The sequence below is a fragment of the Micromonospora sp. HM134 genome, assembly GCF_007833915.1.
GTDB lineage: Bacteria > Actinomycetota > Actinomycetes > Mycobacteriales > Micromonosporaceae > Micromonospora > Micromonospora wenchangensis.
Window position 1 is genome coordinate 4136513 of sequence record NZ_CP041061.1, and the last position, 17468, is coordinate 4153980.

The 17468-nt window shown below is 74.8% G+C and carries 13 protein-coding genes; 8 read left to right on the forward strand and 5 right to left on the reverse strand.

All coding sequences use genetic code 11. The annotated features are described in order from the left end of the window. Positions 1-37: 37 nt before the first annotated feature. Positions 38-766, reverse strand: coding sequence for a TetR/AcrR family transcriptional regulator (locus tag FJK98_RS17780; RefSeq protein ID WP_240762109.1), 729 nt, complete (start codon positions 764-766; stop codon positions 38-40). Between the two features lie 87 nt (positions 767-853). On the opposite strand from FJK98_RS17780, the gene FJK98_RS17785 reads away from it, so the two are divergent. Next, positions 854-1741 (forward strand): NAD(P)H-binding protein, encoded by an 888-nt coding sequence (locus FJK98_RS17785; RefSeq protein ID WP_145920018.1) that lies wholly within the window; start codon positions 854-856, stop codon positions 1739-1741. A gap of 53 nt (positions 1742-1794) precedes the next feature. Beyond that, on the forward strand, positions 1795-2379 hold the full coding sequence (locus FJK98_RS17790; RefSeq protein WP_145920019.1) for a maleylpyruvate isomerase N-terminal domain-containing protein: 585 nt from the start codon (positions 1795-1797) through the stop codon (positions 2377-2379). Positions 2380-2397: 18 nt separating this feature from the next. Here FJK98_RS17790 and FJK98_RS17795 read toward each other — a convergent pair whose 3' ends face one another. Then, positions 2398-2874 carry a DUF1992 domain-containing protein gene (locus FJK98_RS17795; protein WP_145920020.1) on the reverse strand — a complete coding sequence of 159 codons (477 nt, stop codon included), beginning with the start codon at positions 2872-2874 and terminating at the stop codon, positions 2398-2400. Positions 2875-2956: 82 nt separating this feature from the next. Continuing rightward, positions 2957-3505: a GNAT family N-acetyltransferase gene (locus FJK98_RS17800; RefSeq protein ID WP_145920021.1), complete on the reverse strand. Its 549-nt coding sequence runs from the start codon at positions 3503-3505 to the stop codon at positions 2957-2959. Positions 3506-3619: 114 nt separating this feature from the next. Here FJK98_RS17800 and FJK98_RS17805 point away from each other — a divergent pair, with 114 nt between their 5' ends. After that, entirely contained in the window at positions 3620-4270 is a 651-nt protein-coding gene (locus tag FJK98_RS17805; protein ID WP_145920022.1) for a LysE family translocator, read from the forward strand. 5 nt (positions 4271-4275) lie between these two features. On the opposite strand, the gene FJK98_RS17810 is transcribed toward FJK98_RS17805, so the two are convergent. Together FJK98_RS17810 and FJK98_RS17815 are read right to left on the reverse strand one after the other, a co-directional pair. Continuing rightward, positions 4276-5562, reverse strand: coding sequence for an O-antigen ligase family protein (locus tag FJK98_RS17810; RefSeq protein WP_240762111.1), 1287 nt, complete (start codon positions 5560-5562; stop codon positions 4276-4278). A 10-nt stretch (positions 5563-5572) separates the two neighbouring features. Further along, positions 5573-7657, reverse strand: a complete 2085-nt coding sequence (locus FJK98_RS17815; protein WP_145920023.1) for a beta-galactosidase — start codon at positions 7655-7657, stop codon at positions 5573-5575. Between the two features lie 156 nt (positions 7658-7813). Between FJK98_RS17815 and FJK98_RS17820 the strand changes: the two genes are divergently transcribed. The 5 genes from FJK98_RS17820 to FJK98_RS17840 all read left to right on the forward strand — a co-directional run bounded on the left by FJK98_RS17820 (position 7814) and on the right by FJK98_RS17840 (position 17468). After that, complete coding sequence (locus tag FJK98_RS17820) at positions 7814-10150, forward strand: TIM-barrel domain-containing protein (protein ID WP_145920024.1); 2337 nt, start codon at positions 7814-7816, stop codon at positions 10148-10150. 131 nt (positions 10151-10281) lie between these two features. Then, positions 10282-11502 carry an ROK family transcriptional regulator gene (locus tag FJK98_RS17825; protein ID WP_145920025.1) on the forward strand — a complete coding sequence of 407 codons (1221 nt, stop codon included), beginning with the start codon at positions 10282-10284 and terminating at the stop codon, positions 11500-11502. A gap of 235 nt (positions 11503-11737) precedes the next feature. Next, positions 11738-14212, forward strand: a complete 2475-nt coding sequence (locus FJK98_RS17830; protein ID WP_145920026.1) for a beta-glucosidase — start codon at positions 11738-11740, stop codon at positions 14210-14212. Further along, a complete protein-coding gene (locus FJK98_RS17835; protein ID WP_145920027.1) occupies positions 14209-15267 on the forward strand; it encodes a LacI family DNA-binding transcriptional regulator in 1059 nt (352 codons plus the stop codon). The genes FJK98_RS17830 and FJK98_RS17835 overlap by 4 nt, the downstream gene beginning before the upstream one ends. Further along, positions 15264-17468 carry a glycoside hydrolase N-terminal domain-containing protein gene (locus tag FJK98_RS17840; RefSeq protein WP_145920028.1) on the forward strand — a complete coding sequence of 735 codons (2205 nt, stop codon included), beginning with the start codon at positions 15264-15266 and terminating at the stop codon, positions 17466-17468. Before FJK98_RS17835 ends, FJK98_RS17840 begins: the two co-directional genes overlap by 4 nt.

Below are 17468 nucleotides of genomic sequence, written 5' to 3' on the forward strand. Positions count from 1 at the left end.
AGTACATCCGACACTGTACTGAAACGGGTGCCGGTGATCAGCCCGGCGAGCCGCGCAGGTGGGTCAGCAACCGGTGGAGCCACTCGGTCAACAGCGCGCGTTCGGCGTCGGTGAGGTCGGGCAGGTCCGGCGTCACCGCGGCGAAGGTCACCGCGACGGCGCGCAGGGTCGGGTCGGGGGTCGCCGGGGCGGTGGTGAGGATGCCGCCGAGCACAGCGTCGAACACGGCGTCACCCAGTCCGGGGTCGCGGTGCGGCGCGGGGGTCCCCAGCAGGGTGAGGATGACGCCGGTGCCGGCGGCGTGGATCATCGTGGCGGCCCGCTGCTCGTCGACCCGCAGCAGGCCGGCGGCGGCGAGCCGGTGCACCCGGGAGCGCAGCACCGCGAGGCCCGCCACCGACGCCGGGGACGGGTCGCCGGGCCCGCGCGTGCCGAGCAGTCGGAACAACTCGGGGTTGGCCAGGCCGAACTCCAGGTGCGTGCGCCATCCGGCGCGCAGGTCGGCCACCGGGTCGGCCGGCGGAGCATCCGTGGCCGCCGTCTTGGTGGCGACGTAGCTGGCCATCACGTGTTCGGCGACGGCGTCGACGAGGCCGTTCTTGTCACCGAACAGCCGGTAGATGGTGGGTGCCTGCACGCCCGCGGCCTGGGCGACGGCGCGGGTGGTCACCGCGTGCGCCCCGTGGTCGCGCAGCAGTCGGGCGGCTGCCGCGACGATGTCGGATCGCACGTCGTCGCGGGGCGGGTTGTCGGGCGTCACCGTCACGGATCAACGATAACAGCAACTTGTTAGCGTCGAACTATCGATGTTAGCGTCTGCGGCGTAACGCTGATTCGTCGAAGGGTCGCCATCGTGTTCGTCATCACCGGTGCCACCGGGCAGCTCGGCTCCCGGATCGTCGACCAGTTGCTGGCCCGGGTGCCCGCCACCACCGTGGGGGTGAGCGTGCGCGACGTCGACAAGGCCATCCACCTGGCCGGACGCGGCGTCCGGGTCCGCCGGGGGGACTTCACCGACCCCGCCACGCTGGCGCACGCCTTCGCCGGGGCCGAGCTGGTGCTGATCGTGTCCGCCGCCATCCGGGGCGGCGACGCGGTGACCGCGAACCGGGCCGCCATCGACGCCGCCCGCGCCGCGGGAGCCGCCCGCATCCTCTACACCAGTCACCAGGCCGCCTCCCGCGACTCCCGCTTCCCCGCCCAGGTCACCCACGCCGCGACCGAGGAGCATCTGGCCGCGACCGGGATGCCCTTCACCGCCCTGCGCAACGGCTTCTACGCCGGTGCCCTCGGGTTCGTCATCGGCGACGCCCTGACCACCGGGCACCTGGTGGCGCCGGCCGACGGGCCGGTGTCCTGGACCGCGCACGACGACCTGGCCGAGGCCGCCGCCATCGCCCTGACCGGTGGTCAGGGCGTGCTCGACGGCGTCACCCCCGCGTTGACCGCCGGGGAGGCCCTCGACCTGGCGGACGTCGCCGCCATCCTCACCGACCTCACCGGACGCACCGTCACCCGGATCGTCGTCGACGACGACGAGTGGAAGGCCACCGCCGTCGCCCGGGGCATGCCCGAGGCCGCCGCCGAATTCACCCTCGGCATGTACCGGGCGGCCCGGCGGGGCGAGTTCGCCGTCACCGACCCGACCCTTCAGGCTCTGCTCGGCCGGCGTCCGACGCCCGCCCGGTCGGTGATCGAAACCCTCGTCGCCGCCGCGCCGCAGCCCGTACGTCCGGCCTGAGCCGCGCCACGCGACCCGGGCGTGCCGGCCACGGTGGTGCGAGGATCGGCCGCATGCCCACCGAGGAACGGCTGACCGGTCGCGGGGTCCGGGACGCGATCGACGAACTGACCCGCACGCTCGGCCCGCACACCGACCGGGACTGGAGCGCCGCAGCCGGCGACCTGGACTGGTCGTGCCGGACGACCGCCGCGCACATCGCCCACGACCTGCTCGGCTACGCCACCCAGCTCACCGGCCGGCCCGACACCGGCTACCTCCCGCTCGACCTGCGGGTACACCCCGACGCCACCCCGGCGCAGGTGCTGGTCGTGGTGGCCGCCTGCGGGGGGCTGCTCGCCGCCGCGCTCGACACCGTCCCCGCGCACACCCGTGCCTGGCACTGGGGACCCTGCGACCCGCCCGGCTTCGCCGCCATGGGCATCGCCGAGACGCTGCTGCACACGTACGACATCACCCGGGGGCTCGGGGTGACGTGGCGGCCGCCGGCGGCACCCAGCGCGGCGGTGCTGGGGCGGCTGTTCCCCGACGCGCCCGCCGGTGACCCGCCCGACGTGCTGTTGTGGATGACCGGGCGGGCCACCCTGGGCGGCCGGCCGCGACGCGACGAATGGACCTGGCGGGCCGCCGTCGACTGACCCGGCGGCGGGTGCCGGCTACGCCGGTGGCCGCCGCCACGGCCAGCGCCAGCGGGGGCGTCGCGCCGGTGGCGGAGGCGCCGGGACGGGCGGGACCGGTGCGCTACGGGTGGCGCGGTGGACCCGCCACTGGCGCAGCACCGCCTCGGTGTCGACCGGGCGGACCGCCACCCGGGGGCCGGAAGGGTACCGCAGCCACGCCACGATCTCCCGGTTGAGCAGCCCGACGAACTCCCGGACCGACTCCTCGGTGGGCAGGTCACGGACCTCGTCGGGAACCTGCTCGACCCGGCGGCGCAGTTGCAACGGGGTGGGCAGCAGCAGGTCGGTGGGCAGCGCCTCCCGCTCCAGGAAACTCGTGATCCACCAGGACTCGTCGTAGGGGAGGTCACGGCCGGGGATCGGCTTGCCCATGCCGGGCAGGTTGTCGAACTCGCCCCGTTCCTGGGCGCTGCGGATCTGCGCCTCGACCGAGGCCTCCCACGCGTCCACCATCCTCCGGACACCTCCCCCGGCCACCGTATCCACCCGGCCGTCACCGGTGCAGCGCCTGCGGGGCGGGCGACATTCCCCGGGTTCAGCGGTGGTGCCGCACGTGGCGGTGCCCGTCGAGGGGGAACGGTGGCCGGGCGGGCAGCACCTCGACGAACGGGAAACCGCTCTTCTCCGCCACCCGGCACGACGCCGGATTGTCCAGCTGGTGCAGCAGTTCCAGGCGGGCCAGCCCGGTCGCGGCGAACCGGGTGAACGCCCACCGGCTCACCGCGTCCACCGCCCGGGGTGCCACCTGACGGCCGCGCGCCGACCCGGCCGTCCAGTAGCCGATCTCCGCGTCGGCGCGGCCCGGCACCACGTCCTTGAGCAGGACGCAGCCGACCACCCGGTCGCCGTCGGGCGCGGGTTCGCAGACGGCGAAGCTGAACCGGCGGCCTGCCGCCCAGCCCTGCCGGTTGCCGTCGACCCAGCGTCTGGCCTGCGCCGGGGTGGTCAGCGGGTTACGGGTCCGGGTCCGCAGCTCCGGGTCCCGGTGCGCCTCGACCAGCGCGTCGACGTCGTCGTCGCGCCAGCAGCGCAGGAGCAGTCCGGGTGCGGTGACGGTGGGGGCGGCCCGCAGGGTCACAGACATCTGAGCAGTGTGGCCGCTGCGCCGCCCGTCCGGAACCCCTGCCGTCGGGGACGGGGCGTCGCGGGACGACGGCACGGCGTAGGGTGCGGGGCAGGACGGCGGACGGGGGCGACGATGGTCGCGGTCGGTGCGGTGGCGGGAATCGCCCTGGTGGCGCTCGGTCTGGTGCTCACACCCGGGCCGAACATGGTCTACCTGGTGTCCCGGTCGGTCAGCCAGGGCCGCCGGGCGGGGCTGGTGTCCCTGCTCGGGGTGGCCGCCGGGTTCGGCGTCTACCTGGCCGCCGCCGTCGCCGGCATCGCCACGGTGTTCGTGCTGGTGCCGCCGCTGTACACGGCGGTGAAGCTGGCCGGGGCGGCGTACCTGCTGTGGTTGGCGTGGCGGACGCTGCGCCCGGGCGGGCGCTCGGCGTTCACGCCGCAGGAACTGCCGGTGGACCGGCCGCGCCGGCTGTTCGCCATGGGGCTGCTCACCAACCTGCTCAACCCCAAGATCGCCATCTTGTACGTGTCGTTGCTGCCGCAGTTCGTCGACCCCGCCCGGGGTGACGTGGCGGTGCAGAGCCTGCTGCTCGGCGGCACCCAGATCACCGTGGCGTTGGCGGTGAACACGCTGATCGTGCTGACCGCCGGGTCGGTGTCGGCGTTCCTGGTGCGCCGGCCGGGATGGGCGCGGGTGCAGCGGTGGGTGACCGGCAGCGTGCTCGCGGCGATGGCGGTGCGGATCGCGGCGGACCGGTCCCGGGCCGCGGTGGCGGTCGGCTGACCCGGTCAGACCGGTGACGGCCGGGGAGCCGCCGTCGGCAGTTCCCGGTTCACCGGGCCGTCGACGGCGGCCACGGCCAGCCCGATCGCGTAGAACATCACCGACAGGTTCATGTCGGTGAACCCGTAGAACGGGGCGAGGGCGAGGGCGACCACCGGCACCACGCTCAACCACCGACCGGCCGCGGACACCGCGACGGCGGTGCTGCGGACCAGCACCACGAGCAGGGCCAGCAGCGTCAGCAGGGCGGGGATGCCGTGGCTGTACATGGTCAACCAGACCTGCCCCTGGGTGCCGAGAGGTTCCGCGCCGGTGGTGGTGTCGGCGCTGCGGGGTGCGCCGTAGCCGAGCAGCGGCGAGTGCAGCACCGCGTCGAGGGTCTGCCGGTACAGGTCGGCGCGGTCCCGGGTCGAGTCGGTGTTCTCCACCCGGTTCATGATCATGTCGCCGACCGGGACGACGAGGGTGACCACCCAGGCCACGGCCACCCCGGCGGTGATCGTGCCGATCAACCGGACGTCGCCGCGCAGCAGGGCGCGCAGCCCCAGGTAGACCAGGCCCACCCCGAGGCCGACGAACATGCCCCGGTTGAGGGTGAGGAACGCCGGCACCAGCGCCAGCGGCAGGGACACCAGCAGCACCCGGCGCAGCGGCCCGGTGCGCACCGCCGACAGGTACGCCAGCACGCACGGCACCAGCAGCGCGAACCCCGTACCCCAGTTGTTGGTGTACGGGTACGGGGCGGCCGTCCGGTAGTACGGGTTGCGACCGGTGGGGTTGAACTCGGTGGAGTGCACGTGGGTGACCGCCCGGATCATCCGCTGCCCGGCCAGGCCGTCGGGCAGCAGCACCTCCACCGGGGTGGTCAACGCCAGCCGGGGGGCCAGCACGCCGACCCAGCCGAGCGCCACCATCGCCAGCCAGAAGAACAGCACCGGCTGGAACAGCCGGTCCCAGCGGGCCCCCTGCCGGGCGGCGGTGTAGACGTACAGGTAGACCACGAGGGCGGTGAGGACGAAGCCCAGCCGCAGGCCGTAGACGAGCAGGCTGCCGGCCTTCTCCAGCCGGGTGGCGCTGACCACGATGAGGCCGACGAGGACGAACCACAGCGCCGAGCCGGGCGGCCAGGACACCCGGCCGTGGGCGAGCAGGACCACCGCCAGCAGCATCCCGAACAGCGTCCAGCCGAGGTAGAGGCCGCCGAGCAGCCACCACAGCGGCATCGCCGCGAACATCAGGTACAGCGGCCAGAGCGGCAGTGCGCGCGGTGGCGCCGCGTTCCTCGTCCCCACCGGGGCAAGGTTAGGCGGGCGGGGTCGGGCCGGTCATCGGCGGAGTGGCTGTGACGGACGCCATCGGGGCCGGTTCCTCGCGGATCACCGCGACGCCCCCGGCGGGCAGGATCACCGTGCCGTCGGCGGGGACGCCGGTGAGCAGGTCGACCCCGACGGCCGGCACCCGCTGCGGCCGGTCGGTGTGGTTGAGCAGGAACAGCCAGCTCGCCTGCGGGTGGGCGCGGCGTACCGCCTCCACGCCGGGCGGGGCGTCCGGGCAGACCGGGGCGACCCCGGCGGTCCGGGCCACCTGGGTGACCAGCCGGCGGTAGGTGCGGTCGTCGGGTCGGGTGGACAGGTACCAGGCGGTGCCGTCGCCGACCCGGTGCCGGGTCACCGCCGGTTGGCCGTCGAGGACCCCGCCGACGTACGTGCCGACCGGTTCGGCGCCGTCCAGGTGCACGGTCTCCGACCAGATCCGGCCGGTGCCGCCGCCGGAGAGCAGCACCTGTTCGTCGGCGGCGAGCGGGTGGAACTCCTCCACCCGCAGGCCGAGCAGGTCCCGGTACGCGCCGGGGTAGCCGCCGAGGTGCACCCGGCCGTGCGGGTCGGCGACCCCGCTGAGGTAGCCGACCAGCAGGTGTCCGCCCGCCTCGACGTGGTCGCGGACCCAACCGGCGGTGGCGTCGTCGGCCAGGTAGACGGCGGGCAGGACGAGCAGCCGGTACCGGTCGAGCGGGTCGCCGGGGACGACGACGTCGCAGCCGTACCCGGCCCGCCACAGCGCCCGGTGCGCGGCGGCCAGTTCGGCGTGCCCGTCGAGCAGGGTCGAGGGCATGCCGGGGTGGCGCAGCGCCCAGCCGCTGGCGGCGTCGAAGGCCAGCGCGACCGACGCGGTCACCTCGCCAGCGGTGACCTCGGCGAGCCGGTCGAGGTGCTCGCCGAGGCGGACCGTCTCGCGGAAGACCCGGCTGTCGGGGCCGGTGTGCGGCACCAGCGCGGAGTGGAAGCGTTCCGCGCCGCCCGCCGGGGCCCGCCACTGGAAGAACATCGCCCCCCGGGAGCCGCGGGCCACGTGGGACAGGCTGTGCCGGACCATCCGGCCGGGTTCCTTGGTGTGCGAGCGGCCGGTGGTGTGGATCTGACTGGCGGCGCTCTCCATCAGCAGCCAGGTGGCCGGCCCGTCGGCGGGGGCCGGTCGGGTGGTGGCCCGGCGGCCGTGTCGCGCCCAGCCGCGCGCCAGGTCGGCGGCGAGGGCGGTCTGTTCCTCGGCACCGCCGTCGACGGCCGACGGGTAGTGGTCGACGGCGACCAGGTCCACCTCGGCCGCCCAGCGGGCGTGGTCGACCGGCACCCAGTCGCCGAGGACGTAGTTGGTGGTGACCGGCAGCGCCGGGTTGGCCGCCGTGAGCAGGTCGCGTTGTTCGACGTACGCGGCGAGCAGGGTGTCCGACCAGAACCGCCGGAAGTCCAGCAGCTGGCCGGGGTTGCCGAGGTACTGGGTGGCCCGGGGGGTGCTGACGTACGCCCAGTCGGTGTAGTGCTGGCTCCAGAAGCTGGTGGCCCAGGCGGCGTTGAGGGTGTCCAGGTCGCCGTGGCGTTCGACGAGCCAGCGCCGGAACGCGGCCTCGGCGTGCGGGCAGTGGCAGGTGGTGCCGTACTCGTTGTGTACGTGCCACAGGGCGACGGCCGGGTGGTGGGCGTAGCGGGCGGCGAGGGTGGCGGCGATGCCCCGGGCGGCGGCCCGGTAGGCGGGGGCGGCGGCGCAGTAGGTGTCGCGGCTGCCGTGGTGCAGCCGGACGCCGTCGGCGGTGACCGGCAGCGCGTCGGGGTGCGCCAGGGAGAACCAGGGCGGTGGGGAGGCGGTGGGGGTGGCCAGGGCGACCCGGATGCCGCCGTCGTGCAGCAGGTCCAGCACCTCGTCGAGCCAGCCGAAGTCGTAGCGGCCGGGGGCGGGTTCGAGCCGGGACCAGGCGAACACGCCGACGGTGACCAGGTTGACCCGGGCCCGGCGCATCAGGGCGACGTCCTCGCGCCAGGTGGCGGCGGGCCACTGTTCGGGGTTGTAGTCACCGCCGTGGCAGAGTCGGCCGTCGTCCCACATAGCCACCATCCCGTCGACTTTGTTTGATAGGTGCCCAAACTATGGAGATGATTTACCCATGTCAATCGGGTTGGTCGCGGGTCAATCGAAGTCAATCGTTGACAGTTCGTTGGGAAGGCAAAGAAACTGTCGGTACCGCCGGAAAACGCCCCCGAGGAGACGCCGATGCCGTACCGACCGCCGCTGGTCCCGTACGAGACGTTCGTGGCCGACCCGCCCGACCTGCCCGTCCGGGAGCCGGGCGAGGACGGGGTCGCCACCGTCGGCCGGGCCGAGGTCGTCGCCACCGACGGGCACGGGGTCACCTTCAAGGCCGCCCTGTCCGACGGCGGCAGCCTGGTGGTCCGCCTCGACGCCGCCGGGCACGGCGTGATCCGGGTCCGCCTCGCCGAGGACCCGCAGGCCCGCAGCCGCTCGGCCCGCGCGTTGCCCCTGGTCCACCCCCGGGCCCACCCCGCCGCCATCACCGTGGACGACACCCACGTGCTCATCGACGCCGGAGCGGTCGTCGCCGAGATCCGCCTCGACCCGTGGCACCTGCGGTTCCTCACCCCCGACGGGCGGGTGCTGCTCGACCAGGACCCGGGCACCCGGGACATCAGCGGCCGGCGGCGCACCCTGCCGTTCGGCCGCAGCAGCGCCGACGGCGCGCCCGTCGCCTGGCACGAGAGCTTCGTCGCGTTCGGCGACGAACGGTTCGTCGGCTTCGGGGAGAAGTTCACCCCGCTGGACAAGCGCGGCCAACGGGTCCTGATGTGGAACTACGACGCGTTCGGCGGGGAGTCCGACCGGTCCCACAAGAACGTGCCGTTCTACCTGTCCGACCGGGGCTACGGGGTGCTCGTCGACAGCGGCATGCCGGTGCAGTTCGACGTCTGCCAGTCCACCCACAGCGCCGTGCAGATCCTCGTCCCCGACGACCTGATCGACTACTACGTGCTCGCCGGCCCCACCCCCGTCGAGGTGCTGGACCGGTTCGACGAACTGACCAGCCGACCGTACCTGCCGCCGAAGTGGGCCTTCGGGGCGTGGATCTCCTCGGGGTTCTACCCCGACAGCCAGCAGCGGGTGCTGGAGCGGGCCCGCCGCATCCGGGAACGCGACATCCCCTGCGACGTGCTGCACCTGGACTGCTACTGGCAGGTCGCCGGCCGCTGGTCGGAGCTGCGCTGGGACGACGAGGCGTTCCCCGACCCGGCCGGGATGCTGGCCACCCTCGGCGGGCAGGGCTTCCGGGTGTGCCTGTGGATGAACCCGTACCTGATGACCGGCAGCCCGCTCTACGCCGACGCGGCGCGCGCCGGCTACTTCCTGCACCGCGCCGACGGCAGCACCTACGTGGCGGACGTGTGGCACGGCAGCTACCCGGCCAGCGCCATCGTCGACTTCACCAACCCCGACGCCGTCGCCTGGTTCCGGGGGCTGCTGCGGCCCCTGCTGGAGCAGGGGGTGGCGGTGTTCAAGACCGACTTCGCCGAGGCCGTCCCGGCCGACGCGGTGGCGCACAACGGCATGACCGGCGTGGAACTGCACAACGTCTACACCCTGCTGTTCAACGACATCGTCGCCGACCTCACCGAGGAGGTCGCCGGGCACCGTACGGTGTGGGCCCGCTCGTCGTACCTGGGCGGGCAGCGGCACAGCGCGCAGTGGAGCGGCGACGTCAACGCCACCTGGCCCGGCCTGGCCAGCACCCTGCGCGGCGGCCTGTCGCACGGGCTGTCCGGGGTGCCGTTCTGGAGCCACGACACCGGCGGTTTCCACGGCACCCCCGACCCGGACCTGTACGTGCGGTGGACCCAGTTCGGGGCGCTGTCGCCGCTGGTCCGGCTGCACGGCACCACCAGCCGGCTGCCCTGGGACTTCCCCGCCGAGACCGAACGCGACGCGGTGGCCGCGCTGCGGCTGCGGTACCGGCTGATGCCGTACCTGTGGTCGGCGGCCGTCGAGGCGGCACGCACCGGCGCGCCGATGATGCGGGCGCTGCTCGTCGACACCCCCGAGGACCCGACCGCGTGGACCACCGACCTGCAGTACCGGCTCGGCACCGACCTGCTCGTCGCCCCGGTCACCGACCCGTCCGGGCGGCGGGCCGTCTACCTGCCCACCGGTGACGACTGGATCGACGCCGGCACCGGCGAACGGCACGGCGGCGGCCGGCAGCTGCGGGTCGCCGTGCCGCTGCACCGGCTGCCGCTGTTCGTCCGGCACGGCGCGCTGGTGCCGCTCGTCGCGGCCTCAGGCACCGTCGGCGACGGCCCGTTCGACGACGTCACCCTGGTCAGCTGGGGTGGGGTGGACGCCCGCACGGTGCTGCACGACGTCGACGGCGACACCGTGGTGGAGGCGCTGCGCGACGGCGACACCCTGCGGGTACGCACCGACGGGCCGCTGCGGGTCCGCCGGCTGGGCGTGGTGGGTGACGACACCCCCCGCCGGTTGCTGCTCAACGGCGAACCGGTCGCCCCGACGCCGTTCGTGCCGTGGTTCCCGCCGGACTGACCCCACCGTGCCGGGTGGCTGTCCGGGCTCCGGACGTGCCGCTAGAGTTAGTTGAGTTTCCAGCCGAACAGACGTACCGACGGTGCACCGGCGTGGCACCCCCACCGTCGGGCGCAGGGAGCGGACAGACCGTGATCAGCATCCACAACGAACCGCAGCCGACCGACCTGGGCGACGTCCGGGTGGCCAACCGGGCCGTGGTCCTGCGGCACGTCCGCCTGCACGCACCCTGCTCCCGGGCCGACATCGCCGCCACCACCGGCCTCAACAAGGCCACCGTGTCCAGCCTGGTCACCGAACTACTCGACCGGCGACTGGTCCGCGAGACCGGGCTGACCGGCAACCGGGTCGGCCGGCCGGCCACCATGCTCGTCCTCGACGGCGCCCCGTACGCGGCGCTGGGCCTGCAGATCGGCGCGGACGACCTGGTGGTGGTCGCCGTGGACCTGGGCGGCAACCGGCTGCTCACCTGGCGACGGGCGTTCCCCGCCCCGACCGCCTCCCCCGCCGACACCGTCCGGGCGCTGGTCACCCTGGCCCGACGCGCGATCGGCCGGGTCACCGGGCAGGGCCGCACCGTGCTCGGCCTCACCGTCGGGGTACCCGGCCTGGTCGACACCGCCGGCGGGGTGCCCCTGGCCAGCGGCCTCGGCTGGCGGGACGTGCCGCTCGCCGCCGACCTGCGGGCCGCGCTGCGCGAGACCGGATTCACCGTCACGGTGGACACCGACGCCAACCTCGCCGTGCTGGCCGAGCAGCGGCACGGCGCGTACGCCGGCGCCACCGACCTGGTCCACATCACCGGCGGGGTCTCCGTCGGCGCGGGGGTGCTCGCCGGTGGCCGGCTGCTACGCGGCGGCCGGGGCCACGCCGGGGAACTCGGCCACCTCTGCCTCGACCCGGCCGGGCCGCCGTGCCCGTGCGGCCGACGCGGCTGCCTGGCCGCGGTGACCGCGCTGCCGGCCGTGGTGGCCCGCCTGCTGCCCGACGCCACCCAGGACGGCCCGGTCACCGACTACCTGCCGGAACTCGACCGGATCGTGGCGTCGGCCCGGCAGGAGGAACCGGCCGTGCTGGCCGGGCTCGCCGAGATCGGCCGGCACCTGGGGCACGGGGCGTCGATCCTGGCGAACCTGCTCAACCCCGAGGCGATCGTGGTCGGCGGGCACTTCGCCACGCTGGCGCCCTGGCTGCTGCCGGCCGCCCGCGCGGAACTGGTCGCCCGGACCCTCGCCCCGCAGGCCGGGGGCTGCCGCCTCGACGCCTCCACGCTGGACTCCGCCGCCACCGCGCTGGGCGGCGCCACCGCCGCGTTGGCCACCATCGAGGCCGGTCGACTCCCCGCCGGCTGATCCGGGTGCCGGTCACCTCTTGACCGGCCGACGCGCAGGTGCCAACCTCGAACCGCCGCCCCGTCGTTCGGGCACCCGGGGCGGCACGTTTTCCGCAGTCGTCGAAGCGCTTCGCCGCTCCGGGCCGACGACCGCCACCACCCTCACTCCGCGATGCCGCACGTCACCACGGCCGTCGAAACGCTTCGACCGTCGGCCGGACGCCTCACCGCGAGCCACCGGAAGGTAACCGCAGATGAACGACCCCACCGACCGCGCCACCGCACCGTCCCCCGAAGCGCACGCCGACGAGCTGCTGGCCCGGCTCACCCTGCCGGAGAAGATCGGCCTGCTGCACCAGTGGCAGGCCCCCGTGCCCCGGCTGGGCCTACCCGGCTTCCGCACCGGCACCGAGGCGCTGCACGGGGTCGCCTGGCTCGGCCCGGCCACCGTCTTCCCGCAGGTCGTCGGCCTGGCCAGCAGCTGGAACCCCGACCTGGTCCGGGCCGTCGGCGACGCCGTCGGCACCGAGGTACGGGTCAAACACCAGGCCGACCCCGCCGGCGTCGGGCTCAACGTGTGGGCGCCGGTGGTCAACCCGCTGCGCGACCCCCGCTGGGGCCGCAACGAGGAAGGCTGGTCGGAGGACCCGTGGCTGACCGGCCGGCTCGCCACCGCGTACGCGACCGGGCTGCGCGGCGACCACCCCCACCGGCTGCGCACCGCCCCGACAATCAAACACTTCCTCGGCTACAACAACGAGACCGACCGGGCCACCACCTCCAGCGACCTGCCACCCCGGGTCCTGCACGAATACGAACTGCCCGCGTTCCGCGCCCCCCTCGCCGCCGGCGCGGCGGTCGCCGTGATGGCCTCCTACAACCTGGTCGACGGGGTGCCCGCGCACCTGAGCCCGCTGCTCGACGGCGAACTGCGCCGGTGGACCACCGACGAGGTGATGGTCGTCGGCGACGCCGGGGCGGTCACCAACATCGCCGGCGTGCAGGGCCACCTGCCCGACCACGTCACCGGCTTCGCCGCCGCCCTACGCGCCGGCATCGACAACTTCACCGAGGACGACACCGACAGCGCACCGACCGTCCGACGCATCACCGAAGCCCTGCACCGCGGGCTCGTCGACGAAGCCGACGTGGACCGGGCGGTCCGCCGCATCCTCACCGTCCGCATCCGCCTCGGCGACCTGGACCCACCCGGGCAGGACCCGTTCGCCGGGGTCTCCCCCGACCTGCTCGACAGCCCCGCCCACCGGGACCTGGCCCGCGAGGCAGCCCGCCAGTCGGTCGTGCTGCTCGACAACGACGGGCTGCTGCCACTGCCCACCCGCACCCCACCCCGGGTCGCGGTCCTCGGCCCCCTCGCCGACACCGTCTACGAGGACTGGTACAGCGGGACCCTGCCGTACGCGGTCACCGTCCGGGAGGGCCTGGCCCGGGAACTGCCCACCGTCACCCACCACTGCGGCGCCGACCGGATCGCGTTGCGCGTCGGCGACCGGTACGTGCGCTGCCCCCGCTCCTCCGAAGGTGGCCCGTTGACCGCCGACGACGGCCGCGACGGCACCTGGTTCGACGTGTTCGACTGGGGGCAGGACGTGGTGGCGCTGCGCGCCGTCGCCAACGGCCGGCACGTCGGCGCCGACGACGACGGGGCACTGGCCAACGACCGTCCCGGACCGGGCGGCTGGATCGTGCGGGAGACCTTCCGCTTCCGGCACCGCCCCGACGGCACCGCCCTGCTGCACCACCTCGCCACCGGCGCGTACGTGCGGGTCGACGAGACCGGGCGGCTGCGCGCCGACGCCACCGGCCCGGACACCGCCACCGCGTTCACCATCGAACTCGTCGCCGACGGCGCGGCCGAGGCCGCCGCGCTGGCCGACGCCGCCGACGTGGCCGTCGTCGTCCTCGGCAACCACCCGATGGTCAACGGCCGGGAGACCGAGGACCGGGCCGACCTGGCCCTGCCCGGCGGGCAGGAGCGGCTGCTGCGCGCCGTGCACGCCGCGAACCCGCAGACCGTGCTGGTGCTCACCAGCAGCTACCCGTACGCGGTGGGCTGGGCGCACGAGCACCTGCCGGCGGTGCTGTGGTCGGCGCACGGCGGTCAGGAACACGGCACCGCCCTGGCGCAGGTGCTGCTCGGTGTCGCCGACCCCGGCGGCCGGCTCACCCAGACCTGGTACCCCGACGCCGCCGACCTGCCCGACCTGCTCGACTACGACGTGATCGGCGCGGACAGCACCTACCTCTACTACCGGGGCGAGCCGCTGTACCCGTTCGGCCACGGCCTCAGCTACGCCCGGTTCGACTACGCTGACCTGCGGGTGGACACGCCGACGGTCAGCGCCGGCGACGAGGTCGCGGTGAGCGTCGAGGTCACCAACACCGGCGACCGGGAGGGCGAGGAGATCGTGCAGCTCTACACCCGGCAGCGACGCTCCCGGGTCAAGCAGCCACTACGGCAACTCCGCGACTTCACCCGGGTCACCCTCGCCCCCGGCCAGCGACGCACGGTCACCCTGCGGCTGCGTGCCGACGACCTGACCTGGTGGGACGAGCAGCGCGGCGGCCCGGTGCTGGAGGACGCCACCCACACCCTGCTGGTCGGCCGCTCCGCCCGCGACATCCGCGCCGTCGGCGCGGTGACCGTGCACACCCGCGCCGCCGCGCCGCGGCCCCGCCCGGCGGTGGCCGCCGGCGGTACCCGGTGACCGCCGCGCCCGGGCGCAGCCGCAAGTCGCCCGACCAGGTCACCATCGTCGACGTCGCCCGGCACGCCGGGGTGGCGGTCAGCACCGTGTCGTACGTGCTCAGCGGCAAACGCGCCATCTCCGAGGTGACCCGCACCCGGGTGCTGGCCAGCATCCGGGAACTGGGCTACCACCCCAACGCCGGGGCGCGGGCGTTGGCCAGCCGACGCGCCAACACCATCGCCCTGGTCCTGCCGCTGCGCGCCGGCATGCAGGTGCCGGTGGTGATGCAGTTCGCCATCGCGGTGGTCACCACGGCCCGCCGGTTCGACCACGACGTCCTGCTCGTCACCTCCGACGAGGGGCCGTCGGGGCTGCGCCGCATCGCCGGCAGCGCCATGGTCGACGGGATGCTGGTGATGGACGTCGAACTGGACGACTCGCGGGTGCCGCTGCTGCGGGACCTGACCCGACCCAGCGTCCTGATCGGCGTCCCCGCCGACCCGACCGGCCTGACCTGTGTGGACCTCGACTTCCACCGCGCCGGGCAGGTGTGCGTGGAACACCTGGCCCGGCTCGGGCACCACCGGGTGGCGCTGCTCGGCGCCCCCGCCGCCGTCTACGACCGGGGCACCGGCTTCGCCCACCGCACCCGCGCCGGGGTGGCCGCCGCCGCCGACCGGCACGGCGTCACCGTCGTCACCCAACCCTTCGAGGAGGGGCCCGCCGCGATCCGTCAGGAACTCGCCGACCTGCTCGACCGGCACCCCGACCTGTCGGCGCTGGTAGTGCAGAACGAGGCGGCCGTCGGGCCGGTGCTGGCCTGCCTGCCCACCCTCGGACGACGGGTGCCGCAGGACATGTCGGTGGTGGCGATCTGCCCCGACCAGTTCGCCGAACAGGCCGCACCCCGGATCACCTCGGTGCCGGTGCCCGCCGAGGAGATCGGCCGGCAGGCGGTGGCGTTGCTGATGCGCAAGCTGCACGACGAGCCGGTGCCGGAGGTGACGCTGCTGCCGCCCCGGCTGACCATCCGGGACAGCACCGCCGCGCCGACGGCCCGGACCCCCCGGTGACCGGCGGGCCACCCCCGTCGGCACACCGGATCTGGGACGACGCCCCGGCCGCCGACTGGCCCGACGCCTTCCTCACCGGCAACGGCGAGTACGGGCTGATGGTCCCCGGCGACCCGCACGCCGAACGGCTGGTGGTCAACCACCACCGGTTCGTGCTGCCCAACGGCACCCACGACGCGCGGGCCCCGCACCTGGCCGCGCTGCTGCCCCGGATCAGGGAACTGGTCCTCACCGGCCGCCGCGCCGAGGCCGGTGAACTGCTCACCGGCGGCCGGGACCTGGCGTGGACGCAGTCGTACCATCCGGGGTTCGCGCTGACCGTCGACGCCCCCGCGACGACGGTGCGGGACTACCGGCGGCACACCGACTTCACCACCGGCGAGGTGGTGGTGCGGTGGTCCGGGCGGCGGCGACGCAGCTTCGTCTCCCGCGCCGACCGGCTGGTCGTCACCCACCTCGACCAAGGCGACTGCGTCGTCGGGGCGACCGGTGACCTGCCCGGCCGCCCCGACACGGTGCGCTACGACACCACCGCCTACCGCCACGACGGGCTGGTGTTCCTGCGGGTCCGTGGCCGCTACCCCGACGTCGGCGGCGCGTACGGCTTCGAGGCGGTGACCCTGGTCCGGGGCGACGCCGAACCCGCCGGTGACCGGGTGCTGGTACGCGGGCCGGCGCTGCTGACCACCGTCCTGGACCGCACCGCCACCGCGGCGTGGCCCACCGCCGCGCAGCAGCGGCGACTCGCCGGGCACCCGGCCGACTATCCGACGCTGCTGGCCCGGCACGTCACCCGGCACACCGGCCCCTACCGGCGGGTCGACCTGGACCTGGCGGTGCCGGCGGCCGACCGGGACCTGCCCGTGGGCGCGCTGCTCGCCCGGCAGGCCACCGCCGGTGACCGGTGCGACCCGGCGCTGCTGGAACGCCTCTTCCACGCCGGCCGGTACCTGCTGTTCAGCGCCAGCGGCGTGCTGCCGCCCCGGCTGACCGGCATCTGGACGGGGTCCTGGGACGCGGCCTGGGCCGGGGACTTCACCACCGACGCGAACCTCAACCTGCAACTGGCCGGCGCGAACGTCGGCGCGTTGCCGGAGGTGACCGCCGCGCACGCCCGGCTGGTCCGCGCCCAGGTCGACCACTGGCGGGACAACGCCCACGCCGTCTACGGGGCACGGGGCCTGCTCGCGCCCAGCCGCACCGACGGTGAACACGGGCACCTGTTCCACGTCCACCCGCACTGGCCGTTCACCGCGTGGCTGGCCGGCGCGCACTGGTTGCTGCACCCGCTGTACGAACACCACCAGGTGACCGGGGAACCGCTGGGGGAGGTGGCGGGTTGGCTGGCCGAGGTGGCCGACTTCTTCACCGACGTGCTCACCGACGTCGACGGGCAACCGGCGCTGGTGCCGTCGTACTCGCCGGAGACCGGGCCCCTCGACGGCACCGGCCGGCCGGTGCCGGTCGCCGTGAACGCCACCATGGACGTCGCCGCCGCCCGGCACGCGATGGCCGTCGCCGCCGAGGTGACCGGGTCGCAGCGGTGGGCGGCGGTCCGGGCCCGACTGCCCGGCTACCGCATCGACGCGCGGGGCGCGCTGGCCGAATGGGCGTGGCCCGGCTACCGCCCCGACGACGACCACCGGCACGTCAGCCACCTGTATCCGGTGTGGCCGACCGGGGAGATCGACCCCGAGGACACCCCGGAGCTGGCGGCGGCGGCACACCGGGCGTTGACGGTCCGCGGCGACGAGGACGGCTCCGCCCACGGCACCCTGCACCGGGCCCTGGTGGCCGCCCGGCTCGGCGACGGGCCGCTGGTCGGGACGTACCTGCGGCGGATCGTCGCGGCGGACATGTTCTTCCGGTCGCTGATGAGCGCCCACAACCCGGGCCGGGTGACCTACAACGCCGACGCGGCGCACACCCTGCCGGCGGTGCTGATCGAGGCGCTGGTGCAGACCCGCCCGGGTCTGCTGCGGCTGCTGCCGGCGCTGCCGCCCGGCCTGCACCGGGGGACGCTACGCGGGGTGACCTGCCGGGGCCGGCTCACCGTCGAGGAGTTGACCTGGGACGACGGTCGGGTCACCGCCCGGCTGGTCGCCGCCACCACCCGGCGGATCCGGGTCCGCAGCCCCTACGGCGACACCGGCTGTGACCTGCCGGCGGGCACCCCGGTGCGGGTGACCCACCGCCGGTGA

Excerpts from the sequence above, each read along its gene's own strand:
- FJK98_RS17790 (WP_145920019.1), top strand. The coding sequence starts at position 1,795 with ATGCCCACCGAGGAACGGCTGACCGGTCGCGGGGTCCGGGACGCGATC.
- FJK98_RS17795 (WP_145920020.1), bottom strand. The coding sequence starts at position 2,874 with ATGGTGGACGCGTGGGAGGCCTCGGTCGAGGCGCAGATCCGCAGCGCC.
- FJK98_RS17800 (WP_145920021.1), bottom strand. The coding sequence starts at position 3,505 with ATGTCTGTGACCCTGCGGGCCGCCCCCACCGTCACCGCACCCGGACTG.
- FJK98_RS17805 (WP_145920022.1), top strand. The coding sequence starts at position 3,620 with ATGGTCGCGGTCGGTGCGGTGGCGGGAATCGCCCTGGTGGCGCTCGGT.
- FJK98_RS17815 (WP_145920023.1), bottom strand. The coding sequence starts at position 7,657 with ATGGTGGCTATGTGGGACGACGGCCGACTCTGCCACGGCGGTGACTAC.
- FJK98_RS17820 (WP_145920024.1), top strand. The coding sequence starts at position 7,814 with ATGCCGTACCGACCGCCGCTGGTCCCGTACGAGACGTTCGTGGCCGAC.
- FJK98_RS17830 (WP_145920026.1), top strand. The coding sequence starts at position 11,738 with ATGAACGACCCCACCGACCGCGCCACCGCACCGTCCCCCGAAGCGCAC.